Genomic DNA, 19,508 nt, shown 5'->3' with positions numbered 1-19,508 from the left:
CACTGATCCAGACCAACCCGCAACCGACATTGAATTCCCTCCTGTCAAATGCAGGAAGTGAATCATGATTTCAAACGAAACGCAACTGTAGTACTAGGACCGAATGTAGATCGCTTGTCGGCGCCAACAAGCTGAGGCCCAGGGTGCAAGATCAATAATGACCCCAAGGAAAGACATCCGGATTGGGTCAAACCGTGATTCCCAACGTGGAGATTTTTTTGGCGAACCCACCTTGCCACGGCGTAGGTCGCTACTCGAAACGGGATCTAATTGCGCTTCGATCTACTTGCCTTGCGACAGCTTTATCCGCATGCGGTTGTATCCAGCGGTTGCGTAGTCGCCGGGTCGTATCTTGCTATATTCATCGTCGACTTTGGCCGGAGTTGTCTTGAATGGATACCAATCACCGTTCGGTTCGCGTTTTTGGAATATAACATTGCCTCTTCTTCGATGACTGAAACACGTCAATGCCGGGGCGTTTCCAGTCTTCGCATACCAGGTGGCCTTGAAACATAGCTTGCCCGGGTCGGTGACAAACCAATGCCCGACGCCGTATGAACCCGTTCCTTCACCGGACCAGGCCCTAAAATCGCGCCGTTTCGCTGCGAAATAGCCTGCACCGTCCTTCCAGATCCAGGTGCGATTGTAGTAGAGCTGAAACACCTCCTCGGCAGTCAGTGGCACTGATTTGGCCGGCGGTCTCGACGTTGTACTTGGGATAGCATTGGCGGCAAAGGCACCCGTGCTGATCGCACCGAGGATGCACGATAATATCAGCGTTCGGAATACAGTCATCGATTCCCTCCCGTCTGTTGGATGTCTGCCCGGCAAATGATTTGCGATGGATTGGCATTGGAATAATTGTGGTATTGGAATAATTGTGGTATTTGGCCGTTCGCTAATTTGAGCAGCTTGTGGTTGATCTTGCAAGCGGCTGATTTTTACGGCTCGCCAAGAGGCAATGGCCCTGCCGCGAAAACATTCCCGCCGACTGGAGGGCGCTTTAGCTGCGCCGCCAGATTGCATGAATGTATGACTTATCAATCATAAACAATTTGGTTTTAAAATGTTTGCTTATAGAAACTTAGGGTGGTACAAATAACCCATTGATTGCTGAGAGGAAATTTTGCCTGACTCGCCACAGAATGGGCATTTGCCACCAGTTCCCGTCGAACGCCGGCGTTGGCCCCGGTCATCGGAGACCGCTCCGGAAGCAAGTCCGCCTTTGCCGCCGGCCCTCGAACCTCTACGGTTTTCCACGCGCGGCTTGCCGTTGAGCGACCAATATGCGGCGTGGCAGGCGTACTTGGCGCCTCTGATCGACATCAGGCTGCCGGACGGTGTATCGGAGGATGCTGGCTTTTCGGCCGATCACACGGCTTGGAATCTTGGCGGCATGCTTGTCGTCCAGCAATCGGTGCCTGCGCATTCCTACGCGCGTTCGGCGGCAATGCTGCGGTCAAATTCAATCGACCATTGGCATGTCGTACTGCTGCGCAGCGGCCGAAGCTGGACCGAGGTTGATGGTAAAGTCTCTGAGGGTGGGCCGGGTAAAGTCGAGCTAAGGTCTCTGGGGCATCCTTTTAGAGGAAGAGTGACAGAATCACAAAGTCTCTCCTTTTACCTGCCGCGGGAGCTCTTTCTGGACACGACAGTCGTCAGTGACATTAAAAACAATATGGTATTCTCCGATACCTATATTAACCTCTTGATCGACTACCTAGGTAGCATCGAGGCAAAGCTCGGCAGCATGACTGCGCCAGACCTTCCCCGTGTTGTCCAGACAACGCGCGATATGTTGGTGACGTGTCTGTCGTCACCAGCGGGAAGCGCCGGTCCGGAAAAACCGCAGAGTAATTTAGCCTTGATGGAGCGGGTGCGCCGTTTCGTCCAGCAAAATTTGAGTTCGCAAAATCTGACGCCCGATACAATCTGCCGGGAACTCGGCATTTCGCGCACCCGACTTTACCAATTGTTCGAGTCGAGCGGCGGCGTCCTCCATTATATACAGAAGCGCCGCCTTTTTTCAGCACATGTCGCGCTCAGCGACACGGTGAACCGACAGCAGATCCTCGAGATTGCCACCGCTGTCGGTTTTACTTCCGCGGCTCACTTCAGCCGGGCATTCAGCAAGGAATTTGGTTATACGCCTCGCGAGGCTCGAAATGTTGCAGCGCCGGCCTTTCTCGCACGGACAGTATCGCCCGTGGATGTGAAAAACAGCTCAAACCCATTTGGCAACTGGCTCAATTCACTCGGACATTGATGCAAGCCATCTGCAGTTAGTGCCTGGCAGGGGTGCTCCCCTCGGGCGGCTGCCATAGGCAACCGACGGCGCCAATTGTCGGCGCACGATAGCCAGATTTCTCAACTTAAGACCCGTAGCTGCGTGCCGATTCCAAAAATCGCGATCGGCAAGACCTGCTGTTGCAAATATGGACGCTACGGCAAGTTTCAGGATTCGCGTCTAACGACAGTTAGAATATGAGAAAGTATAAAAAAACCATCATAACAACGCCGAATACAACGCTTTGATCCGGTTTTGCGCACCACAAGTGTGCCTTCGATCGGCAAAGAATAGGCAGACTTTGGGGTTAGATCAATGAAAGTCATGCGTCCGATCAATAACCGTATTAATACCGATACGCTCATTAGCGAAATACGCATCCTTCGTTCAAAGCAGCAGGCTCGGCACATTATGGTCGCCGGTGGCGCAGGTTTTCTTGGATCGCATCTTTGCGAGCGCCTTCTCAAATTGGGGCATACGGTCATCTGCGTCGACAATTTCTCGACGGGACTGGAACGCAATATCAGCCACCTGCGGGACTTCAAGCGCTTCAGCGTCATAAGGCACGACGTCGTTGATCCGATCGATATCGAAGTCGATGAGATCTACAACCTTGCCTGCCCCGCATCACCTCCCCACTATCAGGCTGATCCGGTGCATACGATGAAGACATCCGTCTTCGGTGCGCTCAATTTACTGGAACTGGCTGCACGCACCGGTGCCCGCATCTTCCAAGCCTCTACGTCGGAAGTATACGGCGATCCGCTTGTACATCCGCAGGTTGAGGGTTATTGGGGGAACGTGAACCCGTTTGGTCCTCGATCCTGCTATGACGAAGGTAAGCGCAGCGCCGAAACGCTGTTTTATGATTTTCATCAGAGATACGACGTCGAGATCAAGGTCGCGCGAATCTTCAATACATATGGCCCCCACATGCGTCCCGACGACGGCCGTGTTGTTTCAAACTTCATCGTGCAGGCTCTGAAAGACCAGGACATAACCATCTACGGCGATGGCTCGCAGACACGCTCGTTCTGCTTTGTCGATGACCTCATCGAGGGCTTTCTGCAATTGATGGCGACCGACCCATCATTCACCGGGCCAGTCAATCTTGGGAACCCGGGTGAATTCACCATTCTGGAACTCGCCGAACAGGTAATCAAACTGACGGGCTCGCGCTCGAAGACCATTCGTAAGCCGTTGCCGACAGACGATCCGCAGCAGCGCCGGCCCGACATATCGCTTGCACAGACCAAATTGGGCTGGCAGCCCTTGGTGCCGCTATCCACCGGCCTGGAAAGGACGATCTGCTATTTCGACCGCCTCCTGACCGTAGAAGCACATGAATGGGTAGGGACCGCGTGATGTCGCAACGAAAAGTTCTGGTAGCCGGTGGCGCCGGATATATCGGCAGCCACACGGCAAAGTTGCTTCACTCGAACGATATAGAGCCGATCGTCTTTGATAATCTGGTCACGGGACATCGCTCCTCAGTGCGTTGGGGACCCTTCGTGCACGGCGACATTCTCGACACGAGCGGCTTGACGCGGACCCTCATGCAATACAAGCCGGATGCAGTCGTGCATTTTGCTGCGTCCGCCTATGTCGGAGAATCCGTCGAAGACCCCGCGAAATATTACCGAAACAACGTCATCGGCACAGTGTCCCTCCTGGATGCCTGCCGTCAGGCCAAAATCGACAAGATCATATTCTCCTCGAGCTGCGCGACCTATGGCACTCCACAGGCTCTCCCGATAACGGAGACAACGGCGCAGCAGCCGATCAATCCCTACGGCAGGACGAAGCTCATTGCCGAGCAGGTCCTGCGGGATTATGCGACGGCCTATGACCTGAAATATGTTGCGCTGAGGTACTTCAACGCTTGCGGGGCAGATCCCGATGGCGAACTCGGCGAATGGCATGAGCCGGAGACGCATCTCATTCCAAGAGCACTACTCGCGGCCAGCGCGGCGATCTCGCACCTCGGCATTTTCGGCGATGACTACGATACGGAAGACGGAACCTGCGTCCGCGACTATATCCATGTGACGGATTTGGCGCGCGCCCATGTTCTGGCGCTTGAACACCTCATCAACGGTGGGCCGAACCTCGCAGTCAATCTCGGAACCGGTCGTGGCTTGTCGATAGGCGAAATCCTGAAGGCCATCGCCCGCGTCACTGGTCGCCAAGTACCGGTTGACATCAATCCACGACGGGCCGGTGACCCGCCGGCTTTATACGCTGATCCGGCCTTAGCGCGTGAAACGCTCGGCTTCTCGCCGGAATATTCCGACATCGACACGATCATCCGCACCGCGGCCCCCTTCTTTGGCTTGGAGTCTCGGGCATGACGGATGTTGCTGATAAAATCGCGTCGGACACGTCTGAGCCGCTAGTCCCGGTTCTCGAAGGTCGGTACCGCAGGGAATATCTTGTCGGTGCTGCGATCTGGCTGGCAATGCTTGTTTATTTCTGGACCTGGTGGCTGAAGCCAGAGCATTATACCGGCTTTTGGCGCTTCACCCTGGTTACAGCCATATTGGCTTGGGTCACCCTTCTGCCGGCCTATTTCATTGCAATATTCTACCGCGCGCGCAAACCCAGCGGACAACTGAAGCTGCCGGTCGGCAGCCGTGTCGCCATGATTGTGACCAAAGCCCCGTCCGAGCCTTTTTCCGTCGTGGCAACGACCTTGCAAGCGATGCTCGACCAAGCATTTCTGCACGATACATGGCTCGCCGATGAAGATCCGAGCCCCGAGACGTTGAATTGGTGCAAACAGCGCGGCGTCCTGGTTTCGACGCGAAAGAACAGGCCGGATTATCACCGTACAAGCTGGCCGCGCCGCACGCGATGCAAGGAGGGCAATCTCGCCTTTTTCTACGATCATTACGGCTACGACCGCTACGATTTCGTCGTGCAGCTCGATGCGGACCATGTTCCGCAACCCGGCTATCTCGTCGAAATGCTGCGCCCCTTTGGCGATCCCTTAGTTGGCTACGTCTCCGCGCCGAGCATCTGTGATCGCAATGCATCTGAAAGCTGGGCTGCACGCGGGCGGCTTTACGCGGAGGCGAGCATGCATGGCTCCCTCCAGGCCGGCTACAATTGCGGGCTCGCTCCTCTTTGCATCGGATCCCACTATGCGGTGCGCACCGCCGCCCTCAAGGAAATTGGTGGACTGGGACCGGAACTTGCGGAAGACCATTCGACAACGTTGATTATGAACGCACATGGCTGGCGTGGTGTGCACGCGCTTGATGCCATCGCGCATGGTGACGGCCCCCGCACATTTGCGGATCTCATCACTCAGGAATTTCAGTGGTCACGCAGCCTTGTCATGCTGCTGCTGCGATATACACCGATTTACCTTTCGCGCTTGCCCCTGAGATTGAAGTGCCAATTTCTGTTCGCTCAGTTGTGGTATCCGCTTTTCGCGCTGTTCATGGCCCTGATGTTCGTCATGCCAATTCTCGCGCTGGCCTGCCATCAGAACTTCGCTGCGGTGGGCTATCCCGAATTTCTTGCGCATTTCGCGCCGCTCTCTATCACGTTGACGGTCTTGGCCCATCGTTGGCGAGCCAGCGGTTCATTCCGGCCGTTCGATGCCAAGATTTTGAGCTGGGAGGCGGTGTTTTTCCTTTTCGCACGTTGGCCGTGGGCGCTGGCTGGCACGGTCGCTGCCGTCAGGGACTGGATGACCGGCTCTTATGTCGATTTTCGCATCACGCCCAAAGGCGCCTCTGAAGTGGACCCGCTGCCCTGGCGGGTCTTGATACCCTACGCCGTTCTGTCACTCGCTTCCGTGGCGCCGGTTCTTCTTGTCAGCAACGCTGGTGAAACGCGGGGTTTCTATATCTTCGGCATTATCAATTCGGTGCTCTACACCCTTCTTTTGCTGACAATAGTCATCCAGCACTCTCGGGAAAATGTCGTCAAGATCAGAGCAAATACGTATCGGCCGGTCATGGCCGCAGGCCTCCTTTGTCTCATCGCTGCTCCGGGTTTAGCCACCGTTGAACGCGGAACGGAAGGATTGGCGTCTCTGACGTGGGGCGCCGGGCGATTGAGGCTTTATGAAGCGACCTATGCGGTGGCTGGTGCGGGCTTTGGCAGGCAAGACCTCCACCGGTTCACGTTCAAGCCGCATTGGCTGCCCGCCATGTCGAACACCGAGCTTGATGAAGAAGAGCAGTCGGATCCGATCTGAGGATCAGAACCGACGAGCAGGCAAACGATTCCAGTGTTTTGTTGACAGGAGGAAGACCCAATGAGCAACAAGAAAACCAAGGCAGCAGCGGTCGGCCTATTTGTAACTCTGGCGACGACGGGAACAATCCTGGCGGCAAGTATACCCCGCGGAATCCCGGCTGTCGGAGCGGTTCAGGCCGACCCGATAACTGACAAGCGGCCGAAAATCGGTCCGGATTCCGTAAATTTCGGCGCATATGATCCCCACGGTGATTTCAGCAACGACCAGAACTCAAAGATCGAGCATGTGTTTCTCCCTTGGGAAGATGTCGATCTGTCGACCCTGACGCTCGCCGATGAGTACGCCCAGAAGCGGGGACGGAAGCTTCTGATCACGGTGGAGCCGTGGTCCTGGTCGACAGATTGGCGAACAACATCCGAGAAGCTGCTCGAAGGCATCCTCGCTGGCAAGTACGACAGCAACATGGCTGCCGTCTGCTCGACCGCGGCGACGCTTAAGAGTGATGTGACCATCCGCTGGGCGCAGGAGATGGACGAAATCGAAAACCGGTTCACCTGGTCGCACTGGCAACCGAGCAGCTACGTCGCTGCCTACCGGCGAATGGTGGATGTTTGTCGCAAGCATGACAAGTCGGCGAAATATATGTGGTCGCCCAAGGGCGAGCCCGGCCTTGCCGCATTCTATCCCGGAAATGATGTCGTCGACGTTATCGGCCTGTCAGTGTTCGGCCTGCAACAATTCGACAAGGATCATTTCGGCGCAGATCGGACGTTTGCGCAATTGCTGGCGCCCAAATACCGGCTGGTCCAGGGTTTTGCTAAGCCCGTCGTCGTTGCCGAACTCGGTTACGAAGGGGACGCATCATATGTCGGTAATTGGGCGGCGAACGCTGCCAGGCGATATCCCGAATTTCCGAATTTGACGGCCGTTGTCTACTTCGATGACAAGGAGCTCTATCCTTGGCCCAAACCCTATGGTCTCCCCAACTGGCGCGTTGTCAGAGAGGCTACAAATTAGACGGAATCCGGCAAATCGCGCTTCACAAATACGACAACGCCACTGCGATCCGTATGATCCTAAAGACAAAAACTGCCTGGATCGCAGTGCCGCTGTTGAGGTGAAAGGCCGAGAAGTTTGCCATCGTCGAAGAAAAGGCATGAAGCGGGTGCGATGGGCTCCTGTCGCATCCGCTGTATTGCATTTGATAGGCCGAATGTCTTTCGCCAAGGACGGGGTCGATTGCGTTTGCGACCATCCGGTCTCCCGGGAAATGTATCGTCTACATGCTGCATCCGTCTAAGTAGCATGGTCCCAACAAGACACATCATTTGCGGATTGGATCACCGCACGATGCTTGCGGGGCCTGCCCCTCAGAGCGCTTGAAGATAAAACACTCTCAGCAATGCTCCGCACCGTGGTGCAGGGATGAGTTGCGGGGCAATCAGCATCGTCGAAAATAAATAGTGTTGACTAATCAATTAGTCTCAACTATCGTATTTTCATGATCGAACCGGCCTCCATTACCAATGTCATGCGTGCACTTGCAGATCCTACGCGGCGAGCGGTCTACGAGCGGATCGTAAGTTCGGATGAAATTACGGTGGTCGAACTGACACGGGGGAGCGGCGTGACGCAGGGCGCTATCTCCCAGCACCTCAAATCGCTGAAACAAGCTGGCCTGGTCGCGGAGCGGCCTGAAGGCAGGAATGTCTACTATCGCGCCGAACCGGAAGGTTTGACGCCTCTCGTGGACTGGATGAGCCACTATGGCGTCTTCTGGCGCGAGCGTTTCACCAATCTCAGAACCCTCCTGAAGGAGATCGATCCATGAACCAAGCCGTGAGCCCGAACATGCAGGCCATCGTGGCCGAAGAAGTCTTCCCGCATGCGCCGACTGTTGTCTGGAAAGTCTTGACCAACGGCGAGCTGATCGGCCGTTGGTTGATGGCGCCGAAGGGCTTCGAGCCTGTGGCTGGCTGCCACTTCACCTTTCAAACCACGCCGGCTGGCGAATGGGACGGTACCATTCACTGCGAGGTGCTTGAGGTGGTGGCCAATGAGCGGCTGTCCTACGCGTGGAAGGGCGGCCATGAGAGCAATGACGGCTATGGCTCAAAACTGGAGACGGTGGTCACCTTCACCCTCTCCAAGGCCGAGGCAGGCACGCGCCTGCGCCTCGTCCATTCCGGCTTCGTGCTTCCGAAGAACGACACCGCTTATCGCAACATGGGCGAAGGCTGGAAAAAGGTGGTCAAGAAGCTCGACATAGTGATCGCCGAAGAGGCGTCCTCGCAAACGCATTGAAGCAACGGGAGAACAATATGAACAATCTTTATACCGGTGGCTGCGCCTGTGGTGCGATCCACTATGAGATCGCGGGTGAACCTGCTGTCATGGTTGACTGTCAGTGCCGGCAGTGTCAGCGCGACAGCGGCACCGGACATCAATCGCACCTGACTTTTGTCGCAGCCGAGGTGAAGGTCGAAGGAGAACCATCACATTGGCAGACCGTCGGTGACGGCGGAACTGTAAAGCGGCGTGGCTTCTGCCCGACATGCGGTTCGTCCGTCTACATGACATTTCCCGACATGCCGGATGTGTTTATCGTCACGCCCGCAAGCCTCGACGACCCAAGCCGCTATAAGCCGCAGCTGGTGTCCTGGACGGCCGCCGGACATGCCTGGGATCACCTCGATCCAGCACTGCCGAAATTCGATAAGATGCCGACGACTTGACATAGAGCGCCGCTCGCGTCGATTCCTGTCAATTTTGTTACTCCACGGTTTTCTGCACAGCGATTAAGATGAGGCGATGAAACAGTCTAAAGCCGAAATACTCCGCGAATATGGGCCTTTTGCGGCTACCAGTCGTGTGAACGGCGTCACCTATGACGGCGAGCATGTCTGGTTCGCGTCTGGAGACAAACTCAACGCCCTGGACCCGACAACCGGCGAGGTCGTGGAAGCGATTGATGTCGCCTCTCATGCCGGAACGGCCTTCGACGGCCGGTATCTCTTTCAGATCGCTGAGGATCGCATCCAGAAGATCGATCCGAAGACAGGCGAGGTGATTTCGATGATCCCGGCTCCGGGCAACGGCGGCGACTCCGGGCTCGCATGGGCTGAGGGTACGCTCTGGGTGGGGCAGTATCAGGGCCGCAAGATCCATCAGATCGATCCCGAAACGGGGACGATTCTTCGCACCATCGAATCCAGCCGCTTTGTCACCGGCGTCACCTGGGTCGATGGCGAGCTCTGGCACGCCACATGGGAAGGCGAGGAGAGCGACGTGCGGCGGGTGGATCCCGTAACGGAAAAGGTCTTGGAGCGCGTCAATATGCCTGCGGGCGTCTTCGTATCGGGGCTCGAGTCCGATGGTGGAGATCAGTTCTTTTGCGGCGGGGGGAGCAGCGGCAAGATCCGGGCTATCCGTCGGCCGAGATGAACGCCTTCCGCCGTGAAGTTATCAGAATCGGCGTCGTGCAATGCGACGCCGATCATTTGGAGGTGATCTGCCAAGTTCAATGAGACTCGAGGCAAATTGCGACGGTGACGTCGTATTCACTGCCTATGAGGGCAACGCCTCGCCGGACTGCTCCCGGGCCATGTACTTGGCGTACCAGTCCGGCCAGTTCTCATCGTACTGACCGCCGTTCCGCTTTTCGTGCTCACCGTGCGCCGCCGCCGCGCGCCGGAGCGCACTCGCGAGGTCGCCCACGGAAGTAAATTTGGTTTCGTTCGTATCGACGCGTCCGGGCAAGCGTGTGGTGATCTCTTGGAATAGCCAGCCATTGCCGTCCGGATCGCTAAACGAGGCGAACGAGCGATAGCTGCGTTGCTCGGAATCAGGGCCGCTGACCCGAAGCCGTCCAAAGAGATAGGGTTCGTCTGTGCCCGCGTACATGCCGTCGCTGGGATGAAATACCTCGCTGACCGCGATGTCGCGGCGAAGCAACTCGTCGCGAGCAGCCCTTATGTCGGAGACGATCAGGTACAATCCCTGGGCGGAACCGGGTGCGGCCGCGGTGACGTTCTTGCCGAAGATGACCGAACATCCCGAACCCGGCGGCGTGAATTGGATCACGCGGTAGTCGTTACCCTCGCTAAAGTCGGCGTCAAGCCTCCAGCCCAAGTCAGCGTAAAAACGTTTGGCGCGATCGACATCCGAAACGGGGATCACGATGACTTCGAGCTTCGTGTCGACTACCTGCGACCTCGGGATTTCAATTGCAGCTTCGCTGTGCACTTGAGTATTGCTCATTTTTAGCTCCTCACTGTGGTTGCCATGCATGAGTTCATGTGCGGCAGCCGGGTTCGAATATCCGGATCTCCGCCTGGGGAGAACGAAGCGGCAAGCCGTCCTAGATGTGAGCTTCGGGCCCCGGGCGCAGCCGCCGGCGGTTTTGCGCAGAAGAATTCGGGCTGCTCCGACGCGGCGAAATGGCTGTCCTTGTTGTATGCCGTCCGAATATACTCCTCGGAAGGCAGAATCGCCCATTATTCATTGTAGGCTTCTGCTAGCCACCGCAAGTGCGGCCATCCTTCTGAACAGATTCGAGTTTGCCGGACGGCAGGCCGCTCGGCCACCGCATCCCTCGCTGAGCGGCAAAACAAGCGGGCCTCACGGTCTCTCACTTGCAGAGAGCCTTGGGTGAGACTATATTTGGCCTCAAATGGATCGAAGGAGACGAAAATGCTAGCGTTCGAGAATGTTGCCGATGTGCTTGGCCTGCCAGCCAAGGAGACATCAGCCCGTTCGCCGTTCGGGCTAATGTCTCGGATTGAGGGCGGGTTGCCCATCTCTGCCTTGGAGCACGTGTCGAGTTTGCTTGCTCCGAACGATAGCCAGTTCAAATACCGCTTTGTTCCGAAAGCGACCTACGAGCGGCGAAAGAGCTCGCATCGTCTGTCGTCGGATGAAGGAATGCGGGTTGCGCGGGCCGCACGCGTATGGAATCTCGCCGTCGATGTCTGGCAGACGGCTGACGCCGCACGAGATTTTCTGTTTCGCTCTCACCCGATGCTCGAGGACAGAAGGCCGATTGATGTGGTTATTCAAAATGAGATCGGTGCGGAATTGGTGCTCGATATTCTTGCCCGCCTCAAATACGGCAGCGCTGCGTGACGGCTCAGTTCCTTGATCGCACGCTGTCGTCCTTCAGGATCGGTGATCCCAAAGGAATGTTTCCGATCTTCGATGCTACCGGTTCGACAATCGCGCCGGGACGATGGAATACACCGGGAAGTCCAGTCATCTATAGCAGCGAACATTATTCGACTGCCCTGCTGGAGAAGCTGGTCCATGGCAGTGGCCAGTTACCTCCGAACCAGCACTATGTGGAAATTACCATTCCACGAGGATTGACCTATGAGGTCTTTTCCCAACCAGCGCTTCCAGGTTGGGATACGATGCCTGCGACGGACAGCAAGAGATTCGGCGAGCAATGGTGCCTGGAGAAACGAAGCGCGATTTTAATCGTGCCCAGTGTGATAGCGCGCCTCGACAACAATATCATCATCAATCCAGCTCACCCCGAATTCCGGGCCATCTCAGCCAGCCTGCATCACCCGGTTTTTTGGGACAAGCGACTGTTTGGATAACGAGCAGGCACAGCTGCAGTTGACTTTGGAGGCTCAAGTCGAGTGGCCAATACAGTCTAATCCGCAAATCCGCCGATGACGCCCGCGGTGAGGACCACCGCAAGCGTCATCACACATCCGCTGCCACTGGACCAACGGTCAAGCTTCTGCTTAGCCTATGCGACCAAGGCGGTGATAGAGGTTCGAATATTTGACTGCGTCGCGCTGGCCTTCGACCTCATGCAAGTAGTGTGCGATCGCCACCCTTATGAGCTCAAAATCTTCTTGCGAAAAAACGGCACGTGATCGCTGCGGCTGGTTCGGCATTGTTGCCTCTTGATATTCGGACATTTTCTTCTCCTTTTTGAAAGGAGCGGGACGCTGTCGCCCGCCCGTCTATTCCAAGTGTTCGACTGTTTCTTACGCGGCGAACTGGTTCATCGTGTTGTGTTTGCCGCCTGCCTTCAGCGCAGCCTCGCCCGAGAAATATTCCTTATGGTCGTCTCCGATATCGGAGCCTGCCATGTTCTGGTGCCTGACACAGGCGATTGCCTGGCGGATTTCTTTGCGCTGGACGTTGGCGACGTAACCGAGCATGCCTTGGTCACCAAAATACTCCTTGGCAAGATTGTCTGTCGAAAGAGCCGCGGTGTGGTAGGTCGGCAAGGTGATGAGATGGTGGAAGATACCGGCGCGCAGCGAGGCGTCGCGCTGGAATGTCCGGATGCTCTCATCTGCCTCTATCGCCAGTGGCGTGTCATCATACTCTTCGCTCATCAGCTTCTGCCGATCATAGCCGGAAACGTCCCTGCCATCGTTCTTCCAGGCATCAAATACCTGCTGGCGAAAGTTCAGTGTCCAATTGAACGAGGGAGAGTTGTTGTAAACAAGCTTTGCATTCGGAATGACCTGGCGAACGCGGTCGACCATGCCAGCGATCTGCTCGATATGAGGCTTTTCGGTTTCGATCCACAAAAGATCGGCGCCATTTTGTAGAGCCGTGATGCAATCCAGGACGCAGCGGTCAGCACCTGTGCCCTCGCGGAACTGATAGAGGTTCGAACGCAGCCGCCTGGGCCGAAGAATTTTGGAACCTCTCGTTATCAGAACTTCGCCGTTTTGGTGTTGACCATTGGCGACTTCCTCGCAATCCAGGAAGGAATTGTACTGATCGCCGATATCGCCTTCCCTGGCACTGAACGCGATCTGTTTCGTCAAGCCGGCGCCAAGGGAGTCGGTACGCGCAACGATGATGCCGTCATCGATGCCGAGTTCGAGAAAAGCATAGCGGCAAGCGCGGATTTTGGCGACGAAGTCCTCATGCGGAACCGTGACCTTACCGTCCTGATGGCCGCATTGCTTTTCATCGGAGACCTGGTTTTCGATCTGAAGCGCGCAGGCGCCTGCCTCTATCATCTTTTTTGCGAGCAGATAGGTCGCTTCAGCGTTCCCAAAGCCGGCGTCGATATCGGCGATGATCGGAATAATGTGGGTCTCATAGGTGTCGACGGCCTGTTGCAACTGGCGATGACGAACGCTATCGCCCGTTTCGCGAGCCCTGTCGATATCCCGGAAAAGCATGCCGAGTTCACGTGCGTCGGCCTGGCGAAGGAAGGTGTAAAGTTCCTCGATCAGAGCGGGAACGCTAGTTTTTTCGTGCATCGACTGGTCCGGAAGCGGCCCGAATTCCGACCGGAGAGCTGCAACCATCCACCCCGAAAGGTAGAGATAGCGTCGTTCGGTGGAACCGAAGTGCTTCTTCAGCGAAATGACCTTCTGCTGCCCGATAAAGCCATGCCAGCAACCGAGTGACTGTGTAAATTTGCTTGGATCCTGATCATAGTCGGCCATGTCCCGCCGCATGATCGCCGCGGTATACCGGGCAATATCTAAGCCGGTGCGGAAGCGGTTCTGCAGACGCATGCGGGCGACCGCCTCGGGCGTAATGCCCGTCCACTTTTCGTTTGCTTGAATGAGCTTATCGGCGTCTTCGATAAAGGTCTGGTACGACATCGTTCCTCCACAGGGCATTATGCTGCGATTGCGAATAGAGTTAGGCTCATTTGGCGAATGCGGAGAGGCCTCTCGATGTCATGTTGTCAAACTTTACAAGACAGACTTGTAATGTTGTAATGTCAGCATGGACAAGCACGGTGTTTACCTCGGACCACGTCTGCGACGGCTGCGCCGCGATCTCGGGCTCACACAAGCCGATATGGCGGCAGACCTCGAGATTTCCCCTTCCTACATCGCCCTCATGGAGCGCAATCAGCGGCCCGTTACGGCGGAGACGCTGTTGCGCCTGGCAAAAGCTTACAAAGTCGATTTCTCCGTTTTCGCTGAACAAACCGGGCCTGACCTGATCGCAAGACTTCAATCAGCCATGCGTGACCCGATCTTTGCAGATATTGACCTGGTGCCCTTGGAAATAGCCGATGCCGTGCATAGTTTTCCCGGCATTGCCGAAGCCATGCTGCGCCTTTACACGGCCTACAAGGAGGAGCAGTTCGCTCTCGCCGATCGAAGGCAGGGAGGTTTCGGCGATGGTGCCGGGGCCTCGGGAGATCCGGTCGCGGCCGTGCGCAACTTCCTTTCCGCGCGGCGCAACTGTTTTCCGGTCCTGGATGTCGCCGCGGAAAAGCTGTCGACGAAGATCACGGAGGCGGGAGGGCTTGCGGACTATTTCAAGCAGCGTCATCAGCTTCGAGTAAGGCGGCTGCCGTCCGACGTGATGGCCGGCTCACTCAGACGGTTGGATTGGCATCGAAAAGACCTTTTGCTCGACGAAACGCTGGATAGCGCAAGTCAGAATTTTCAGCTTGCTCAACAGCTTGCCTATCTCGAATTCGATCAGGAGATCGGAGCTGCCACGCAGGAGGGCAATTTCGAAACCGAGAGCGCCCGCAGGCTCGCACATCGAGCCCTCGCGGCCTATTGTGCCGCCGCCATCATCATGCCCTATGCGGTTTTTGCGAAGGCGGTCGAGACACGCCGCTATGATATCGAGGCACTGTCGCGTCAGTTCGGCACGAGCTTCGAACAGACGGCTCATCGGCTGACGACGCTTCAGAAGCCGGGACATGAGAGAATTCCTTTCTTTTTTATTCGCGTGGATGTCGCCGGCAATGTTTCCAAGAGGCTCAACAGCGGAAATTTTCCGTTTGCCCGCCACGGAGGCGGCTGCCCTCTGTGGAGCGTCCATCAGGTTTTCACAACACCTCGTAAGGTCCTAACGCAGTGGTTGGAACTGCCGGACGGCCAGCGCTTCTTCTCGATTGCACGCACCGTCAGTTCCGGCGGAGGCGCCTTTGGGGCGCCGCGCGTTGAGCGTGCCGTCGCCCTCGTTTGCGAAGCCCATCACGCCGATCGCTTGATTTACAGCCGCCACCATCCTCAGGCCGCGGCACCGACGCCTATCGGAATTGCCTGCCGGCTCTGCCAGCGCACGACATGCACGTCGCGCTCCGAGCCGCCCATCGGCCGCCAAATTCTGCCGGACGACTATCGTCGCACCGATGCACCGTTTGGTTTTTCTGACTCCTAACGCAGATCAATCCTGGCTCAGGAGAAGACGATTTGTGCCTTCATGACGCGGCTGCGACCTGACGCGATCCCGAACGCACCGATGGCATCGGCAAGCGGCAGGCAATGGGTGATCAGCGGCCTGACATCGATCAGGCGCTTGCGCATCAATTCGACAGCGGTGCCGAATTCCTCGTGGAAGCGGAAGGAACCGCGAAGATCCGCCGCAACCATAGCGCTGACTTCATGACCCAGGATCATCGGGTGCGGAGCTGGTGCTCAACGGGCGCGATGCTGGAAAGCTTGCCAAGGCTGCGGCTCAGTTCGAGGGCACGGTTCACAATCTGCCCGTCTCGACACGCTATAGATAAATTCGAAGCTGAAATCGGCGCCGCCTTTGGCGTGGCGCCGGCAAGATCATCAATATTGCCAGCGTCCAGACTGCGCTGGCGCGGCCCTCGATCGCACCCTATACGGCAACCAAAGGCGCAGTCGGCAATGCCGATTTCTCGGCATGGCTTCAGAAGCGCACGCCGGCCGGTCGCTGGGGACGCGTCGAAGAACTGGTCGGCGCCTGCATCTTCCTTGCCTTCGATGCATCCTCTTTTGTCAACGGGCACGTCTTTATGTCGACGGCGGTATCACAGCGTCACTCTGAGGCCGTGCGGCTGCGACGCTAAGATGTCGGCTGCCGTCTTCGATACTTCCATCGCATCCGTGCTGATATCCGCAAGCAAGGGGCTCAGCGCCGACACCCCGTTGCAACGCTTAGCCCGTGAGCCGTGGCGAGCGAATGACCTTGAGAAACAGCGCATTCATCGCATCGACAATACCCTGCGTCGGACTTACCTCAAAATATAGGCCGGGAGAGGCACAGCTTTGGAGGCGCGTGGAAATCTGCGACTGAAATGGCGCTATCCACGTGTTGTACCAGCCGTTTTTTGGCAGCGGTAGATAAGTCGTGTAGAGAACGGCGATCTTTACGTTCTGGTTTTTCAGCGGCTGGCAGAAAGACGTGTCGATCGGTTCTTGGCAACGGCCGCCGCTCGTCGTTGTCTTCGTGCACGTGCTTGGCTTGTGACTGTCCCCAACCCCGTCGGTCACGAAGAAGAGCACTTTTGAACGATCGGTATTGGTCGTACCGCCGCCGCCGGTGCCGATCACCGTCTTCAGTTGCGACAGCATCGTGTCGAAGCTCGTCAGCTCGTCGTTATTGTAATTTTGGTAGGGAGTGGTCATCAGGTCCACCGTATCGGTGGAATTTTTCACTTGCGTCATGTCGGCCGATAGATCGGATACGGTTGTTAGTCCAGCCTTTTCGGCCTGGCTTCCAAAGGTGTAAACGGCCATACGATATTGGTCCGGAGTCGAGCGGTTGGTGGTGGCGGTCTCCGTCAGCTTCTGGGTGGCCTGACGCACGACGTCGATGCGCATGTTTACGCCGAGTTTCTTTGCCAAGTTGTAGTAATTGTTCGTCGTGTCCAGGTTGTGGCATGCAAACGCGCAGCTATCGCTCGTATTATTTTGCATAGTCGTGATGTCAGCCGATGTGGCTCCGACCCCCATGGAGGGCGAATTGTCGAGAAGCATATAAAAATCGATGAAATTTGCCGTCTGGTACTGCGCGGTGGCGGAGCCGGCTACCGGTATGGACGTTTTCCCCAAAACCTGTAGAAGCGTGGTCGGTACGGTGGCGTTGAAAGTCACCTTGGACGTAACCACGTTCGCCGTTTTCGTTACCGCAACGTTGATGTTGACCGGCATGTTTCGAAGGTCCGGGGATGCCTGGCCGAAGAACAGTTTTCGCGCGTCATCCTGACCAATGGTAACAGTGCCGTCACCGGACATGGCCATAGCTGCAGCCACCGCGGGGGAAGAAGTCGCAACTGCGCCGATCGCTGCGGCGTCGGCTGCGTTGTAAAGCTCTGTCCTGACCAAAAGCGCATTGGTGAAATCCAGCGCCAGACCGGCCGTCGCGACGAGGGGAACGGCAAGCAAGGCTGTGATCCCGCCGAAATTTCCCGATCTATCGACGATCAGTCGCTTGGAGATTTCGTATAACTTGCCGAACGGCTGTCTGCGAATTTTAATCGTCATGCGGCGCCTTCACCTAATAAGTTTGCTACTCGCGCATCACCTGAAGCGGGGGTGGGCCCGTGAAATTTTAGGCAACAGAATCGCTAGGGGAGCGTCAAAAAATTCTTGAAGTATCTTTTATTGTAGTTTGCAGAGACATGTTTCGTTATGGCTCGGTCTCCAAGATTGCTATCTCCAAAAAATACTTTGATATTGGCGCCCCCTCGCTAATAATTACTTAAAATATAACCAGGAGATCCGAATGGCGGATTAATATTCGCAAAGCGGATATGGAATACGCGTACTGGATAGAGGTGGACTTCGAGAAGTACGTTTGGCGCTACGTCTCTGCGTTGTGCTTGGCGAACATTATTTCGCATTTGCCCCACCTCAATTATCGCGTCTTGGACGGCGTTTCGACCGATGGTGCAATCGTGCCGTCCTTCGTCTAGGATTGCGCCTGCGGATAGGTGGGGATTTACGGGTCTGCTTCTGCTGTTTTGCGTGAACCCTTGAGAGCGTTTCCTGGGATCGCATGTTTGGGGAAATTGATGAGGTCTGTCAGTCATTCCGTTTTCAAGATCACGAATGCCGATGCCGATCAAATGACGGAACACTATGCGAGGACCCTATCGCCGGTGAAGGTGGAGCCACTTCTGCGACGCTCTCTGATTTCGGTGGAAGACCGGCATTATATCGTTGGACGCTGCGCGATTTGGAATGGGAGATGCCATTCTGGGATGAAGGTCACGCTCTCGGGCGGGCCAGATGCCTACGCTCTCTACCTTCCGTCCTCAGGCATAATGGCAATTGAGGCGGGTCGAAAACAACTTGTATCGGAGCCGGCGGTCGGCCTCTTGGGTGATATGTCGTGCTTCGATAAGCTGGTTCTTCATGCGGACCGTAGCCACATTGGCATGGCGTTCGAAAAATCTGCGATGATCAAGCAATTGAGTGAACTGTTGGATGCGCCCGTTGCTGACAACATCGACTTTGCCGACACGATCAATCTGGCAACTGCAAAAGGTTCGCGGATAGCGGCACTCGCAAATCTTGTCTGGAGTTGCCTGGACGGTGATGAGGTGCATGAGACCCCGTCGGCGTTCATCGAGCGCCTATTGCAGGCGATGATGACCATGCTGTTGGAAACTGTCCCAAATAATTATTCGACGCGACTGACAGGACCGATTTCTCCTGCGATACCAAAGCGCTTGAAGAGAGCAATTGAATATATGCATGCCAACATATCGTCTCCGATGGGCGTTGCTGATATCGCAGAGGCGGCTGGCACGAGCGTGCGGGCGTTGCAGGCGGCTTTTCAGCAGTTCAAGGACACTACCCCTCTCAATTATCTACGCGCAATCCGCCTGGAAGGTGCGCGCAAAGCCCTGACGGATCCCGCCAACTCCCAATCGGTTGCCGAGGTCGCGCGGAGCTGGGGCTTCTCCCATATGGGACGTTTTGCAGCGCTCTATCACCAATCCTTTGGTGAGATGCCGTCCAAAGCAGCGAAGCTGGGTCGAGGCGGGAGCAAGTAAAACTGCGACGTCAACATGCTGACCGTGCCGTGATCAAGCGAACGACATCGTGACGGGCTATCAGGCAGTCATCGAAAAATTCGGCAAAAGTCAAGAATACCGCAAACCCTCCGCCCGTTATCTGTCGGGCAGGAAGGAATGTTCGCATAGCGCAAATCTTATCCTGCATACGCAGGAAAACAGAGCGCAACATCATGGCATGCTGCAATCTCATTGAAGTGCGACGCGCGGCACTGCAGTCATGGGCAGTTGGATCTGCCGCAACACGGGAGCAGATCCGAGAGCAAGCCGCA

Annotated in this window: 18 protein-coding genes and 2 pseudogenes; 14 read left to right on the top strand and 6 right to left on the bottom strand. The window is 56.2% G+C overall.

The window, feature by feature from the left end:
- Positions 1 to 282: 282 nt before the first annotated feature.
- The gene (locus PY650_RS33935; RefSeq protein WP_285884384.1) at positions 283 to 795 is read right to left on the bottom strand and encodes a DUF995 domain-containing protein; all 513 of its coding nucleotides are present in this window, start codon (positions 793 to 795) and stop codon (positions 283 to 285) included.
- A gap of 331 nt (positions 796 to 1,126) precedes the next feature.
- On the opposite strand from PY650_RS33935, the gene PY650_RS33930 reads away from it, so the two are divergent.
- The 9 genes from PY650_RS33930 to PY650_RS33890 all read left to right on the top strand — a co-directional run bounded on the left by PY650_RS33930 (position 1,127) and on the right by PY650_RS33890 (position 9,944).
- Positions 1,127 to 2,266, top strand: coding sequence for a helix-turn-helix domain-containing protein (locus PY650_RS33930; RefSeq protein WP_432761618.1), 1,140 nt, complete (start codon positions 1,127 to 1,129; stop codon positions 2,264 to 2,266).
- A 432-nt stretch (positions 2,267 to 2,698) separates the two neighbouring features.
- Positions 2,699 to 3,652, top strand: coding sequence for a UDP-glucuronic acid decarboxylase family protein (locus PY650_RS33925; protein ID WP_432761619.1), 954 nt, complete (start codon positions 2,699 to 2,701; stop codon positions 3,650 to 3,652).
- Entirely contained in the window at positions 3,652 to 4,638 is a 987-nt protein-coding gene (galE, locus tag PY650_RS33920) for a UDP-glucose 4-epimerase GalE (RefSeq protein WP_285884382.1), read from the top strand. Before PY650_RS33925 ends, galE begins: the two co-directional genes overlap by 1 nt.
- A complete protein-coding gene (locus PY650_RS33915; protein ID WP_285884380.1) occupies positions 4,635 to 6,497 on the top strand; it encodes a glycosyltransferase family 2 protein in 1,863 nt (620 codons plus the stop codon). The genes galE and PY650_RS33915 overlap by 4 nt, the downstream gene beginning before the upstream one ends.
- A gap of 60 nt (positions 6,498 to 6,557) precedes the next feature.
- Complete coding sequence (locus PY650_RS33910) at positions 6,558 to 7,517, top strand: glycoside hydrolase family 26 protein (protein WP_285884378.1); 960 nt, start codon at positions 6,558 to 6,560, stop codon at positions 7,515 to 7,517.
- A 484-nt stretch (positions 7,518 to 8,001) separates the two neighbouring features.
- Complete coding sequence (locus PY650_RS33905; RefSeq protein ID WP_285884376.1) at positions 8,002 to 8,331, top strand: ArsR/SmtB family transcription factor; 330 nt, start codon at positions 8,002 to 8,004, stop codon at positions 8,329 to 8,331.
- The gene (locus PY650_RS33900) at positions 8,328 to 8,804 is read left to right on the top strand and encodes an SRPBCC family protein (RefSeq protein WP_285884373.1); all 477 of its coding nucleotides are present in this window, start codon (positions 8,328 to 8,330) and stop codon (positions 8,802 to 8,804) included. The genes PY650_RS33905 and PY650_RS33900 overlap by 4 nt, the downstream gene beginning before the upstream one ends.
- A 17-nt stretch (positions 8,805 to 8,821) precedes the next feature.
- The gene (locus PY650_RS33895) at positions 8,822 to 9,235 is read left to right on the top strand and encodes a GFA family protein (protein ID WP_285884371.1); all 414 of its coding nucleotides are present in this window, start codon (positions 8,822 to 8,824) and stop codon (positions 9,233 to 9,235) included.
- A 76-nt stretch (positions 9,236 to 9,311) separates the two neighbouring features.
- Entirely contained in the window at positions 9,312 to 9,944 is a 633-nt protein-coding gene (locus PY650_RS33890) for a Vgb family protein (protein ID WP_285884369.1), read from the top strand.
- 123 nt (positions 9,945 to 10,067) lie between these two features.
- Here PY650_RS33890 and PY650_RS33885 read toward each other — a convergent pair whose 3' ends face one another.
- Positions 10,068 to 10,760: a VOC family protein gene (locus PY650_RS33885; protein ID WP_285884367.1), complete on the bottom strand. Its 693-nt coding sequence runs from the start codon at positions 10,758 to 10,760 to the stop codon at positions 10,068 to 10,070.
- A gap of 432 nt (positions 10,761 to 11,192) precedes the next feature.
- On the opposite strand from PY650_RS33885, the gene PY650_RS33880 reads away from it, so the two are divergent.
- Both PY650_RS33880 and PY650_RS33875 read left to right on the top strand, forming a co-directional pair.
- Positions 11,193 to 11,624 (top strand): Xre family toxin-antitoxin system antitoxin, encoded by a 432-nt coding sequence (locus PY650_RS33880; RefSeq protein ID WP_285884366.1) that lies wholly within the window; start codon positions 11,193 to 11,195, stop codon positions 11,622 to 11,624.
- Positions 11,621 to 12,100 (top strand): RES family NAD+ phosphorylase, encoded by a 480-nt coding sequence (locus PY650_RS33875; protein WP_285884364.1) that lies wholly within the window; start codon positions 11,621 to 11,623, stop codon positions 12,098 to 12,100. The genes PY650_RS33880 and PY650_RS33875 overlap by 4 nt, the downstream gene beginning before the upstream one ends.
- A gap of 150 nt (positions 12,101 to 12,250) precedes the next feature.
- On the opposite strand, the gene PY650_RS33870 is transcribed toward PY650_RS33875, so the two are convergent.
- A complete protein-coding gene (locus PY650_RS33870) occupies positions 12,251 to 12,430 on the bottom strand; it encodes a hypothetical protein (protein WP_285884362.1) in 180 nt (59 codons plus the stop codon).
- A 69-nt stretch (positions 12,431 to 12,499) separates the two neighbouring features.
- Entirely contained in the window at positions 12,500 to 14,092 is a 1,593-nt protein-coding gene (locus tag PY650_RS33865; RefSeq protein WP_285884360.1) for an isocitrate lyase, read from the bottom strand.
- A 127-nt stretch (positions 14,093 to 14,219) separates the two neighbouring features.
- On the opposite strand from PY650_RS33865, the gene PY650_RS33860 reads away from it, so the two are divergent.
- A complete protein-coding gene (locus PY650_RS33860) occupies positions 14,220 to 15,623 on the top strand; it encodes a helix-turn-helix domain-containing protein (protein ID WP_285884358.1) in 1,404 nt (467 codons plus the stop codon).
- A gap of 17 nt (positions 15,624 to 15,640) precedes the next feature.
- On the opposite strand, the pseudogene PY650_RS33855 reads toward PY650_RS33860, so the two are convergent.
- Positions 15,641 to 15,823: pseudogene (locus PY650_RS33855) on the bottom strand (L-idonate 5-dehydrogenase); the annotation flags it as partial.
- Between the two features lie 164 nt (positions 15,824 to 15,987).
- Here PY650_RS33855 and PY650_RS33850 point away from each other — a divergent pair.
- Positions 15,988 to 16,259, top strand: a pseudogene (locus PY650_RS33850) (SDR family oxidoreductase); the annotation flags it as partial.
- Between the two features lie 110 nt (positions 16,260 to 16,369).
- Here PY650_RS33850 and PY650_RS33845 read toward each other — a convergent pair.
- A complete protein-coding gene (locus tag PY650_RS33845) occupies positions 16,370 to 17,698 on the bottom strand; it encodes a pilus assembly protein TadG-related protein (RefSeq protein ID WP_285884356.1) in 1,329 nt (442 codons plus the stop codon).
- A 530-nt stretch (positions 17,699 to 18,228) separates the two neighbouring features.
- On the opposite strand from PY650_RS33845, the gene PY650_RS33840 reads away from it, so the two are divergent.
- Complete coding sequence (locus PY650_RS33840) at positions 18,229 to 19,215, top strand: helix-turn-helix transcriptional regulator (RefSeq protein WP_285884386.1); 987 nt, start codon at positions 18,229 to 18,231, stop codon at positions 19,213 to 19,215.
- The last annotated feature ends 293 nt before the right edge of the window (positions 19,216 to 19,508 follow it).

The organism is Martinezella calliandrae (assembly GCF_030272695.1).
In the GTDB taxonomy this organism is placed as follows: Bacteria; Pseudomonadota; Alphaproteobacteria; order Rhizobiales; family Rhizobiaceae; genus Rhizobium; species Rhizobium calliandrae.
This window is presented reverse-complemented; position numbering and strand designations above follow the sequence as displayed.

Coding starts and splice junctions, on each gene's coding strand:
- PY650_RS33935 (WP_285884384.1), bottom strand. CDS start 795: ATGACTGTATTCCGAACGCTGATATTATCGTGCATCCTCGGTGCGATC.
- PY650_RS33925 (WP_432761619.1), top strand. CDS start 2,699: ATGGTCGCCGGTGGCGCAGGTTTTCTTGGATCGCATCTTTGCGAGCGC.
- galE (WP_285884382.1), top strand. CDS start 3,652: ATGTCGCAACGAAAAGTTCTGGTAGCCGGTGGCGCCGGATATATCGGC.
- PY650_RS33915 (WP_285884380.1), top strand. CDS start 4,635: ATGACGGATGTTGCTGATAAAATCGCGTCGGACACGTCTGAGCCGCTA.
- PY650_RS33910 (WP_285884378.1), top strand. CDS start 6,558: ATGAGCAACAAGAAAACCAAGGCAGCAGCGGTCGGCCTATTTGTAACT.
- PY650_RS33905 (WP_285884376.1), top strand. CDS start 8,002: ATGATCGAACCGGCCTCCATTACCAATGTCATGCGTGCACTTGCAGAT.
- PY650_RS33900 (WP_285884373.1), top strand. CDS start 8,328: ATGAACCAAGCCGTGAGCCCGAACATGCAGGCCATCGTGGCCGAAGAA.
- PY650_RS33895 (WP_285884371.1), top strand. CDS start 8,822: ATGAACAATCTTTATACCGGTGGCTGCGCCTGTGGTGCGATCCACTAT.
- PY650_RS33890 (WP_285884369.1), top strand. CDS start 9,312: ATGAAACAGTCTAAAGCCGAAATACTCCGCGAATATGGGCCTTTTGCG.
- PY650_RS33885 (WP_285884367.1), bottom strand. CDS start 10,760: ATGAGCAATACTCAAGTGCACAGCGAAGCTGCAATTGAAATCCCGAGG.
- PY650_RS33880 (WP_285884366.1), top strand. CDS start 11,193: ATGCTAGCGTTCGAGAATGTTGCCGATGTGCTTGGCCTGCCAGCCAAG.
- PY650_RS33870 (WP_285884362.1), bottom strand. CDS start 12,430: ATGTCCGAATATCAAGAGGCAACAATGCCGAACCAGCCGCAGCGATCA.
- PY650_RS33865 (WP_285884360.1), bottom strand. CDS start 14,092: ATGTCGTACCAGACCTTTATCGAAGACGCCGATAAGCTCATTCAAGCA.
- PY650_RS33860 (WP_285884358.1), top strand. CDS start 14,220: ATGGACAAGCACGGTGTTTACCTCGGACCACGTCTGCGACGGCTGCGC.
- PY650_RS33845 (WP_285884356.1), bottom strand. CDS start 17,698: ATGACGATTAAAATTCGCAGACAGCCGTTCGGCAAGTTATACGAAATC.
- PY650_RS33840 (WP_285884386.1), top strand. CDS start 18,229: ATGAGGTCTGTCAGTCATTCCGTTTTCAAGATCACGAATGCCGATGCC.